This is a genomic window from Streptomyces sp. NBC_01233 (assembly GCF_035989305.1).
Classification (GTDB): domain Bacteria; phylum Actinomycetota; class Actinomycetes; order Streptomycetales; family Streptomycetaceae; genus Streptomyces.
Window position 1 is genome coordinate 146,963 of record NZ_CP108514.1, and the last position, 11,681, is coordinate 158,643.

The 11,681-nt window shown below is 69.6% G+C and carries 7 protein-coding genes; 6 read left to right on the forward strand and 1 reads right to left on the reverse strand.

Annotated features, from left to right (window positions below; all coding sequences use genetic code 11):
• Nucleotides 1-95: 95 nt before the first annotated feature.
• Nucleotides 96-1,490, reverse strand: coding sequence for a pyridoxal phosphate-dependent decarboxylase family protein (locus tag OG332_RS00735; RefSeq protein ID WP_442816088.1), 1,395 nt, complete (start codon nt 1,488-1,490; stop codon nt 96-98).
• A gap of 318 nt (nt 1,491-1,808) precedes the next feature.
• Between OG332_RS00735 and OG332_RS00740 the strand changes: the two genes are divergently transcribed.
• From OG332_RS00740 to metF, 6 genes are all read left to right on the forward strand, one after another.
• Entirely contained in the window at nt 1,809-3,278 is a 1,470-nt protein-coding gene (locus tag OG332_RS00740; protein ID WP_327411577.1) for a multicopper oxidase family protein, read from the forward strand.
• 199 nt (nt 3,279-3,477) lie between these two features.
• Nucleotides 3,478-4,686, forward strand: coding sequence for a methionine adenosyltransferase (gene metK / locus OG332_RS00745; RefSeq protein ID WP_327411578.1), 1,209 nt, complete (start codon nt 3,478-3,480; stop codon nt 4,684-4,686).
• Nucleotides 4,687-4,863: 177 nt separating this feature from the next.
• On the forward strand, nt 4,864-5,844 hold the full coding sequence (locus OG332_RS00750) for a carbohydrate kinase family protein (protein WP_327411579.1): 981 nt from the start codon (nt 4,864-4,866) through the stop codon (nt 5,842-5,844).
• A complete protein-coding gene (metH, locus tag OG332_RS00755; protein ID WP_327411580.1) occupies nt 5,841-9,305 on the forward strand; it encodes a methionine synthase in 3,465 nt (1,154 codons plus the stop codon). Before OG332_RS00750 ends, metH begins: the two co-directional genes overlap by 4 nt.
• Before the next feature lie 156 nt (nt 9,306-9,461).
• The gene (locus tag OG332_RS00760; RefSeq protein WP_327419062.1) at nt 9,462-10,625 is read left to right on the forward strand and encodes an IS701 family transposase; all 1,164 of its coding nucleotides are present in this window, start codon (nt 9,462-9,464) and stop codon (nt 10,623-10,625) included.
• 171 nt (nt 10,626-10,796) lie between these two features.
• Complete coding sequence (gene metF, locus OG332_RS00765; protein WP_442816322.1) at nt 10,797-11,678, forward strand: methylenetetrahydrofolate reductase [NAD(P)H]; 882 nt, start codon at nt 10,797-10,799, stop codon at nt 11,676-11,678.
• Nucleotides 11,679-11,681 lie beyond the last annotated feature (3 nt).

Consider the following 11,681-nt stretch of genomic DNA (forward strand, 5'->3'; position numbering starts at 1 on the left):
CGGTCGGAAGGACGAGAAGAGAGGTGGGAGGGGGTGTAGGGGCCGGGAGGTGGGGGGTGCGGGGGAAGGCGGGGCGGGGGTGGGGTTGCCGTCGGTCAGGTTGTCGTGCGGGCGTGTGCGGCCAGTTCTTCCACGCGTGCGTGCAGGGTCGGCAGGTAGTGCTCGGACTCCGGCTTGATCAGGACGCTGCGGATCACGCGGGCCGCGTCCGCGTCCCGGGTCACGTGCGGGTGGCGGCGTAGGAAGGCGTCCGCGTCCGCGCGCAGCACGCTCAGGAACACGGGGTCCGCCTCCGCGGTCATGCCGTCGCGCAGCAGCCGGTTCGAGGCGGCGTCGATGGTGGACAGGGATGTGCCGGCCAGGGTGGGGAAGTAGGTGACGATGTCGAGGTCCGGGCGCTGGTAGAGGTCCAGTTCGTCGGAGGCGGTCAGCAGGTCGGCCCAGTGCAGTGCGGCCCGGCGGTTCGCGGCGAGGATCCGTCCGAAGCCGTCCGGTGTGAGCGGCAGCAGTTGCAGGGTCAGCCACAGGGCGGCGGCGGCCGCGCCCGCCCGTGAGCATTCCAGGCTGATCTCGCCCAGGTGGAGGTCGGCGTCGGTGAAGTAGGTGTACGGCGAGTCGTGTGCGAAGTGCCGGCCGGCTCGCGGGTCGGGGAAGAGGACCGCGCCGCAGCCGTAGGGCTGCAGGCCCTGCTTGTGGGGGTCCACGACCATGGAGTCGCATGCGGCGATCGCCTGCCAGGGGGCCGCGTCGATTTCGCCGGTGCCGGCCCGGCCCAGGATGGCGTAGAAGCCGCCGTAGGCCGCGTCGACGTGGACGCGTGCCCCGTAGCGGCGGGCCAGTGGCAGGACTTCGTGGACCGGGTCGACCGCCCCGAGGCCGGTGGTTCCGGTGGTGACGACGACGGTGCCGATGCGTCCGCCGCGCAGGGCGGCCTCCAGCGCGTCGAGGTCGATGCGGCCGTGCGCGTCGGTGGGGATGCGGTGGCCCTGCATGCCCAGGACGTGGCACATCCGCTCGTGGGTGTAGTGGCATTCGCCGCTGTAGGCGATGCCGCGGTCCGGGTGGAGCTGGCGGGCGACGTAGAGGGCCTCCAGGTTGGCCATGGTGCCGCTGGTGGTGAGGTGTCCGACGTGGGCGTCGAGTCCGAACATGGCGGCGAGTTCGGCGACCGCCTCCCGTTCCATCTCGGTGGTCGCGGGCCCGCCTTCGGCGGCGTGGTTGTTGGGGTTGAAGAGCATGGCGGTGAGGTAGCCGGTGACGGCTGCCGGGTGCGGCGGTTTGACCATCTGTCCGGCGTAGCGCGGGTGGAAGAACGGGTAGTTGTGGTCCATCCGCTTGGCGAGGCGGTCGAAGGCCTCGGTGAAGGCGTCGGGGTGGACGCGGTGGGCGTCGTGGGTCCGGTACGGGCCGAACTGCCCTCCCCACCGCTGCGCCACGGTGAGCGCGCGCGGCAGCCAGTCGGTCAGGTCGTGCAGGTCGTGCAGGTCCACGGGTGCCTCCCCCAGCGGCCGCCCGGGTGGCGGCACGAGTCGGGCGTACGCGGTCGTACGTACGCAAGAGGAGGGTTACGAAGGCCCCGCAAGGCCCGCGCAACGCCTGACGCCCGCACACCATCTGGGCTCCAGTGATGCGCAAGCCGTATCTGGTGCACTCGCGGCGCGACAGCCACGCGGGGTACTCCCTGCTGCCGGCTGCTCCGGGGGGACCGGCGCACCGGGTGCCGGCCGTCCTCGGCGTGTTCGGCCCCGCTCGCGGGCGTCCGCCCGCACCGCGCCCCCCCATTTTTTTCTTTCCAGGAGGAAGATTCCATGGTCACCAGACGCAGCTTGCTCGGCGGCGCCGTCGCCGCGACCGGCGCCGGCCTGCTCACCAGTGGTGGTCTGACGCCGCTGCTGCGTGCCCGGGGGGCCGAGGCCTCCGGTACGGGCGCGGCCGGGAGCGGGCCGGTCACCGTCCCGCCGCCGTTCAGCGTGCGGATGCCGATGGCCTCGGTGCTCCAGCCGATATCGACGGTGGGCGGCCAGGACACGTACGCGGTCACCATCAAGGAGGTGGCGCGGGAGATCATCCCCGGTGTGCAGACGAAGGTGTTGACCTACGACGGCCAGTTCCCGGGGCCGGTGTTGCGGGCGCGCAGCGGGCGCAGGGTGGTGATCCGCCACCGCAACGCCCTCACGATGCCGGTCTCGGTCCATCTGCACGGCGGGAGCGTCTCGCCGGAGAACGACGGCGGCCCGATGGACACGTTCGGGCCGAACACCTCGCGCACCTACACCTACCCGAACCAGCAGCCGGGCGCCGGCCTGTGGTTCCACGACCACGCGCACCACATGGAGTCGGAGCATGTCTTCCGTGGCCTGTCCGCCGCGTATCTGCTGTCGGACGAGGCCGAGCGGTCGCTGCCGCTGCCGTCCGGCCAGTACGAGGTTCCGATCGCGCTGCGTGACGCCCGCTTCGACGAGGCCGGCCAGCTGGTCTACGTGATGGACGACGTGTTCGGCCGGACCACCATCCTCGCCAACGGACGCCCGAGTCCGTACGTCGAGGTCGCGGCCCGCAAGTACCGCTTCCGGCTGCTGAACTCGTCCAACATGCGCTTCTTCCAGCTGCGTCTGTCGGACGGCGGGCAGATGGTCCAGATCGGTACGGACGGCGGTCTGCTGGAACACCCCTTCGCGACGGACACCATCGGGCTGTCGCCGGCGGAGCGGGCGGATGTGGTCATCGACTTCTCGCGCTACCGGGTCGGTACGAAGATCGTCTTGGAGAACACTTTGGGGCCGGGGACGCCCGAGCAGGTGGGCAAGGTGCTGCGCTTCGACGTCGTGCGGACGGCGTCCGATGCGAGCCGGGTGCCCGAGACGCTGCGCTCCCTGCCGGCCATGGCGAAGGCCACGGTCCAGCGCAGCATCGTCTTGAGCATGGACGAGGACGGCCGCCAGGAGCCGCAGGGGTTCATGGACGGGCAGGTGTGGGACTACCAGCGCATCGACCAGACCATCGCCCACGGGAGCTCGGAGATCTGGACGGTCACCAACGCCAACAAGGTCGTCCCGCACAACTTTCACATGCACCTGGTCCAGTTCCGGGTGCTGGAGCGCAACGGGGCGCCGGTGGCTCCGGGCGAGGCCGGGCTGAAGGACACGGTCCGGCTGTTCCCCGGCGAGAGCGTGAAGCTGCACGCCACTTTCGACACGTTCAGGGGGACGTACGTCTACCACTGCCATCTGCTGGACCACTCGGCGATGGGCATGATGGCCAATTTCCGTATCCGGTAGCGGTGCCCGCGGGGGATGCGCCGCTTGGAGCGGAGGTGGGGGAACCGGCCAGGTCCGCTCGACGCGCTCTCAAGGACGGGCCGAGGACCGGGCGGCAGGATCCTCGGCAACAGACCGTGTCCGGCCGTGTCCCCCACGCCCGACCCCTGACCGATCCGACCGTCGTACCCGAATCCGTGCCCACACCACCAGGAGTGAGATGTCCCGTCGTCTGTTCACCTCGGAGTCCGTGACCGAGGGACACCCCGACAAGATCGCCGACCAGATCAGCGACACGATCCTCGACGCGCTCCTCGCACAAGACCCGGCCTCGCGGGTGGCGGTGGAGACGCTGATCACCACCGGTCTGGTGCACATAGCCGGCGAGGTCACCACGCAGGCCTACGCCCCCATCGCGCAGCTGGTGCGGGCCAAGATCCTGGAGATCGGCTACGACTCCTCGCAGAAGGGCTTCGACGGCGCCTCCTGTGGCGTGTCGGTGTCCATCGGCGCGCAGTCCCCGGACATCGCGCAGGGTGTCGACGCGGCCTACGAGAGCCGGGTGGAGGGCGATGAGGACGAGTTGGACCGGCAGGGTGCCGGCGATCAGGGCTTGATGTTCGGCTACGCCTGCGACGAGACGCCCGAGCTCATGCCGCTGCCGATCCACCTCGCGCACCGGCTTTCGCGCCGGCTGTCGGAGGTCCGCAAGAACGGGACGATCCCCTACCTGCGTCCCGACGGCAAGACGCAGGTCACCATCGAGTATGACGGTGAGCGGGCCGTGCGCCTGGACACGGTCGTCGTCTCGACCCAGCACGCATCCGATGTCGACCTGGAGGCCCTGCTGGCGCCGGACGTCCGCGCCTCGGTCGTCGAGTACGTGCTGGCCCGGCTCGCCGAGGACGGCATCAAGCTGGAGACCGAGGGCTACCGGCTTTTGGTGAACCCGACCGGCCGTTTCGAGATCGGCGGCCCGATGGGCGACGCCGGCCTGACCGGCCGCAAGATCATCATCGATACGTACGGGGGGATGGCCCGCCACGGTGGCGGCGCGTTCTCCGGGAAGGACCCGTCCAAGGTCGACCGCTCCGCCGCGTACGCGATGCGCTGGGTCGCCAAGAACGTCGTCGCGGCCGGTCTCGCCTCGCGGTGCGAGGTGCAGGTCGCGTACGCGATCGGCAAGGCCGAGCCGGTGGGTCTGTTCGTGGAGACCTTCGGTACCCACACCGTGCCCACCGACCGTATCGAGCGGGCCATCGGCGAGGTCTTCGACCTGCGTCCGGCCGCGATCATCCGTGATCTGGACCTGTTGCGCCCGATCTACGCGCAGACCGCCGCGTACGGGCACTTCGGCCGTGAGCTGCCGGACTTCACGTGGGAGCGCACCGACCGCGCCGAGCGGCTGAAGGCCGTCGCCGCCGCCTGAGCACCCCGGGCGCGCGCACGGCCCCCACCAGCCCCCCACACCGCCCCGTCCCGCCCCGCCAGGCACCCCCACACCCCCCACACCCACACCCCCACACCCACACCCCGCCCCGCCCCGCCCCGCCTCGCCCCGCCCCGCCCCGCCCCGCCGGCATCAGACCAGTTCACAGGAGTCCACGTGCGTATCGCGGTGACCGGATCCATCGCCACAGATCACCTCATGGCCTTCCCGGGCCGGTTCGTCGACCAGCTGCTCCCCGACCAGCTGGAACACGTCTCGTTGTCGTTCCTCGTCGACACCCTCCAGGTGCGGCGGGGCGGAGTGGCGGCCAACATCGCCTTCGGCCTCGGCGGCCTCGGCCTCGACCCCCTGCTGGTGGGCGCCGTGGGCCCGGACTTCGCCGAGTACGAGGTCTGGCTCAAGGAACACGGCGTCGACACCGGCTCGGTGTACGTCTCCTCGGACCACCAGACCGCCCGCTTCATGTGCATGACCGACCAGGACACCAACCAGATAGCCGCCTTCTACGCGGGCGCCATGGCCGAGGCCGGCCGTGTCGACCTGCGCGCCGTCCATGACCGCGCCCCCCTCGACCTGGTGCTCGTCTCGCCCAACGATCCCGGCGCGATGGTCCGCCACACCGAGCAGGCCCGGGACCTGGACATCGATTTCGCCGCCGACCCCTCGCAGCAGCTCGCCCGCCTCACCGGCGCCGAGGTCCGCAGCCTGGTCACCGGGGCCCGCTGGCTGTTCACCAACGAGTACGAGTCCGCGCTGCTGCGTGAACGGGCCGGGTGGAGCCGCCAGGAGGTCCTGGACCGCGTCGGTACGTGGGTCACCACCCTGGGCGCGCAGGGCGTCCGTATCGACCGCATGGGCGCGCCGGCCGTCACGGTCGGCGCGGTTCCCGACGTCCGCGCCGAGGACCCGACCGGTGTCGGCGACGCCTTCCGCTCCGGCTTCCTGGCCGCCGTCAGCTGGGGCCTAAAGCTGGAGAGCGCCGCGCAGCTCGGCTGCGCGATGTCGGCGCTGGCCTTGGTGACGGTCGGATCCCAGGCGTACGAGGTCCGGCCCGAGCGTCTGCTGGCCACCGTTCGCGCGGTGTACGGGGAGCATGCGGCCGGGCTGCTGGAGGCGAAGCTGGGGCGGTCGGCATGACGGTGAACGCGCAGATGCGGGCCGATGCCCTGCGGGAGGCGCTCGCGACCCGTGTGGTGGTCGCCGACGGGGCGATGGGGACGATGCTGCAGGCGCAGGACCCCTCGATGGAGGACTTCCAGCAGCTGGAGGGCTGCAACGAGGTTCTGAACGTGACGCGTCCGGACATCGTGCGGACGGTGCACGAGGCGTACTTCGCGGTGGGTGTGGACTGCGTCGAGACGAACACCTTCGGTGCGAACTTCGCGGCTCTGGCGGAGTACGACATCGCGGAGCGCAATTTCGAGCTGTCGCAGGCGGGTGCCCGTATCGCCCGCGAGGTCGCCGACGAGTTCACGGCGTCGACGGGGCAGCAGCGCTGGGTTCTCGGCTCCATGGGCCCCGGCACCAAGCTGCCCACCCTGGGCCACATCACCTACGCGAAGATCCGCGACGCCTACCAGATCAACGCCGAGGGCCTGATCACCGGCGGCGCCGACGCGCTGCTCGTCGAGACCACCCAGGACCTCCTGCAGACCAAGTCCTCCATTATCGGTGCCCGGCGCGCCATGGAGGCCCTCGGGGTCACCGTCCCGCTGATCTGCTCCGTCACCGTCGAGACCACCGGCACGATGCTGCTGGGCTCCGAGATCGGTGCGGCCCTGACGGCGCTGGAGCCGCTGGGTATCGACATGGTCGGTCTGAACTGTGCGACCGGCCCCGCGGAGATGAGCGAGCACCTGCGGTATCTGGCGCGCAACGCCCGTATCCCGCTGTCCTGCATGCCCAACGCCGGCCTGCCCGTCCTGACCAAGGACGGCGCGCACTACCCGCTCAGCGCCCCCGAGCTGGCCGAAGCACAGGAGACCTTCGTCCGCGAGTACGGGCTTTCTCTGGTGGGTGGTTGCTGTGGGACGACGCCGGAGCATCTGCGGCAGGTCGTCGAGCGGGTCCGCGGCACCGCGATCACCGCTCGCACCCCCCAGCCCGAGCCCGGCGCCGCCTCGCTCTACCAGACGGTTCCGTTCCGCCAGGACACCTCGTACATGGCCATCGGTGAGCGCACCAACGCGAACGGGTCGAAGAAGTTCCGTGAGGCGATGCTGGAGGCCCGCTGGGACGACTGCGTGGAGATGGCACGGGACCAGATCCGTGAGGGCGCGCACATGCTCGACCTCTGCGTGGACTACGTGGGCCGCGACGGCGTCGCGGACATGGCGGAGCTTGCGGGCCGCTTCGCCACGGCCTCCACGCTGCCGATCGTGTTGGACTCGACCGAGGTTCCCGTCCTCCAGGCGGGCCTGGAGAAGCTCGGCGGGCGTGCGGTCATCAACTCGGTGAACTACGAGGACGGTGACGGTGCGGAGTCCCGCTTCGCGAAGGTCACCCGACTGGCGCAGGAGCACGGCGCCGCGCTGATCGCGCTGACCATCGACGAACAGGGCCAGGCCCGCACCGTCGAGCACAAGGTCGCCATTGCCGAACGGCTGATCGGGGACCTGACGGGGAACTGGGGGATCCGGGAGTCGGACATCCTCATCGACACACTGACGTTCACGATCTGCACCGGGCAGGAGGAGTCCCGGAAGGACGGTATCGCCACGATCGAGTCGATCCGCGAGCTCAAGCGCCGCCACCCGGACGTCCAGACCACGCTGGGTCTGTCGAACATTTCCTTCGGGTTGAATCCGGCTGCGCGGGTCCTGTTGAACTCGGTGTTCCTGGACGAGTGTGTGAAGGCGGGTCTGGATTCGGCGATCGTGCACGCGTCGAAGATCTTGCCGATCGCGCGTTTCGATCAGGAGCAGGTCGCCACGGCGCTGGATCTGATCTATGACCGGCGGGCGGAGGGCTACGACCCGCTGCAGAAGCTGATGGCCCTCTTCGAGGGGGTCAACACCAAGTCGCTGAAGGCCGGGCGGGCCGAGGAGCTCCTTGCGCTGCCGCTGGACGAGCGGTTGCAGCGGCGGATCATCGACGGTGAGAAGAACGGCCTGGAGGGCGATCTCGACGAGGCCCTGCAGACCCGTCCCGCCCTCGGCATCGTCAACGACACGCTGTTGGAGGGCATGAAGGTCGTCGGTGAGCTGTTCGGCTCCGGCCAGATGCAGCTCCCGTTCGTGCTGCAGTCCGCGGAGGTCATGAAGACGGCCGTCGCCTACCTCGAGCCGCACATGGAGAAGACCGACGACGAGGGCAAGGGCACGATCGTGCTGGCCACGGTCCGCGGCGACGTCCACGACATCGGCAAGAACCTCGTCGACATCATCCTCACCAACAACGGCTACAACGTCGTCAACATCGGGATCAAGCAGCCCGTCTCCGCGATCTTGGAGGCGGCGCAGGAGCACAAGGCCGATGTGATCGGCATGTCCGGGCTGCTGGTGAAGTCGACCGTGATCATGAAGGAGAACCTTCAGGAGCTCAACCAGCGCAAGCTGGCGGCCGACTACCCGGTGATCCTCGGCGGTGCGGCCCTCACCCGCGCCTACGTCGAACAAGACCTCCACGAGATCTACGAGGGCGAAGTCCGCTACGCCCGCGACGCCTTCGAAGGCCTGCGCCTCATGGACGCCTTGATGGGGGTGAAACGCGGTGTTCCCGGCGTCGTGTTGCCGCCCCTGAAGCAGCGCCGCGTCGCCCGGCGCGATACGCCGCTCCTGGTGGCGGGGCCCCAGCCCGGCGGCCGCTCCGACGTGTCCGTCGACCACCCGGTCCCCACCCCGCCGTTCTGGGGCACCCGCGTCGTCAAGGGCATCCCGCTCAAGGAGTACGCGTCCTGGCTGGACGAGGGCGCCCTGTTCAAGGGCCAGTGGGGTTTGAAGGACAGCGAGACCATCGAGACGGACGGGCGGCCCCGGCTGCGCGGCTGGCTGGAGCGCCTGCACACCGGCGGGCTGCTGGAGGCGGCTGTCGTGCACGGCTACTTCCGGTGTGTCTCCAAGGGCGAGGACCTGATCGTCCTGGACGAGAACGGATCCGAGCGGACCCGTTTCACCTTTCCCCGCCAGGGCCGCGGCCGCCGGCTGTGCCTGGCGGACTTCTTCCGCTCCGAGGACAGCGGGGCAACCGACGTCGTGGGCTTCCAGGTGGTCACCGCCGGCAGCCGCATCGGGCAGGAGACGGCCCGGCTCTTCGCCGCCGACGCCTACCGCGAGTACATGGAGCTGCACGGCCTGTCCGTGCAGCTCGCCGAGGCCCTGGCCGAGTACTGGCACGCCCGCGTCCGCGGCGAGCTGGGCATCGCCGGATCGGATCCGGGGTCCATGGACGGCATGTTCCGCACCGAGTACCAGGGCTGCCGCTACTCGCTGGGCTATCCCGCCTGCCCCGACCTGGAGGACCGCGCGAAGATCGCCGCTCTTCTGCAGCCGGAGCGGATCGGGGTGCGCCTGTCGGAGGAGTTCCAGCTCCACCCGGAGCAGTCCACCGACGCGATCGTGGTCCATCACCCCGAAGCCAAGTATTTCAACGCCCGTTGAGATCGGATGAGTTGGAAAGGAGTCCGACATGCCGGCTGCTCTGGCCGCCACCACCGACCGCCCCCGCACCCTTAATACTGCAACCGCATGTGGCGTGACGGTCGGTGAGGTTGCTCGTTGTTGTGACTGTGTGATGAATCGCTGACGGTTGAGCAGATCGAGTCGTGGTCCGAGGGTGTAGCGGGGTTGCATGCCCGGTTCGGGCATCGTTTTGGCAGGTCGGAGCCACGTGATCGGGCTCTGGACTACATGACGGGCCTGCTTGCGCCGCTAGAGAAGAAGAACGGGTGGACGCTGGCCGAGCAGGTCGGCCAGCTCCGCCCGGACGGTGTGCAACGCCTGCTCAACCACTCCGAATGGGACGAGAACGCGGTCCGCGACGATGTCCGGGACTTCGTCGTGGAGACCATCGGCGCCAAGGATGGCGTGCTCATCGGGGACGACACCGGGTTCCTGAAGAAGGGCACCAGGTCAGCAGGGGTCCAGCGGCAGTATTCCGGCACCGCTGGCCGCACCGAGAACTGCCAGATCGGCACCTTCCTCGCCTACGCATCCGCCAAAGGGCGGGCGCTGATCGACCGGGAACTCTACGTCCCGAAGTCCTGGACGGACGACCGCGACCGCTGCCGGGCAGCCGGGATCGACGACACCGTGCCGTTCGCCACGAAGATCGAGCACCTCAAGTGGATGCTGCAACGCGCCATCGACGCGGCTGTTCCCTTCGCCTGGGTGACCGCGGACGAGGCATACGGGCAGGTCAAGCACTTCCGCGCCTGGCTGGAAGAACGCCAGGCCGCGTATGTGCTGGCCACCAAGGTCAACGACACCGTGATCACCGCCGACGGCCGGGACGCCCGCGTCGACGAGCTGATCGCGGCCCTGCCGAAGCAGGCATGGAAGCGGATCTCCGCCGGAGCAGGCGCCCACGGCCAGCGGATCTACCACTGGGCCCGCGTCGCGATCCGGCCCGCCTGGGAGGGCGGATTCGGGCACTGGGTGCTCGCCCGCCGCAATCTGTCCGACCCCACCGACATCGCCTACTACGTCTGCTATGGCCCCGTCACTTCCCGGCTGAAAGACCTGGTCAGGACCGCCGGAGCCAGGTGGGCGGTGGAGGAATGCTTCCAGACCGCGAAGGGTGAATGCGGGCTCGATCACTACCAGGTGCGGCTCTACCGGGCCTGGTACCGGCACATCACCCTGGCCATGGCCGTCCTGGCCTACCTCACGGCCATCCGTGCCGCAGAAGCCGCAAAAGGGGCAGCGGAGATGACGAGCAAGACCTCATACCCCTCAGCGTCCCGGAGATCCGCCGGATGATCGGGCACGTCGTCGTCACGCCCCGCTGCCACAGCAACGAGCACCGTCTGCACTGGTCACGCTTCCGGCGCCGCAGCCAGGCCCGAGCCCGCCGCTGCCATTACCAACGCCGAGGCCACGACCCACACATGCGGTTGCAGTATTAAGCCCGCCGCCCCGGGTGTCCGCGAGCTGCTGTCCCAGGGGCGGCGGACCTTCTCGTTCGAGTTCTTCCCGCCGAAGACCGATGCCGCGGAGCGCACCCTGTGGGCGGCGATCCGGCGGATCGAGCCGTTCGCGCCGTCCTTCGTCTCCGTCACCTACGGGGCCGGCGGCTCCTCCCGCGACCGCACCGTGGAGGTCACCAAGCGCATCGCGGCGCAGACGACGCTGCGCCCGGTCGCGCACCTGACGGCGGTGGGGCATTCGGTGGCCGAGCTGCGCCACATCATCGGCCAGTACGCCGACGCGGGTATCCGTGACGTGCTCGCCCTGCGCGGTGACCCGCCCGGCGATCCGAAGGGGCAGTGGACGCCGCATCCGGGCGGGCTGACGCATGCCCATGAACTGGTCACTTTGATACGGCAGTTGGGTGACTTCACGGTGGGTGTCGCGGCTTTCCCCGAGCGTCATCCCCGTTCGCCCGGCTGGAGCGAGGACATCCGGCACTTCGCCGCCAAGTGCCGGGCCGGCGCCGACTACGCCATCACCCAGATGTTCTTCCACGCCGAGGACTACCTGCGCCTGCGTGACCGGCTGTGCGCCGTCGGCTGCCTGACACCGGTCATCCCCGAGATCATGCCGGCCACCGATTTCCGCCAGATCCGGCGTTTCGCCGAGCTGAGCGATGCCCGCTTCCCGGCGGCGCTGGCCCGGCGGCTGGAAGCGGCGAAGGACGATCCGGCGGCCGGTCACCGCATCGGGGTCGAGTACGCGACCGCGATGGCCGAGCGTCTGCTCGCCGAGGGTGCGCCGGGCCTGCACTACATCACCCTCAACAAGTCCACCGCGACTCTGGAGATCCATCAGAACCTGAACGTCAGCCAGCACCCAGCCACCACCATCACGGAGTAGAAC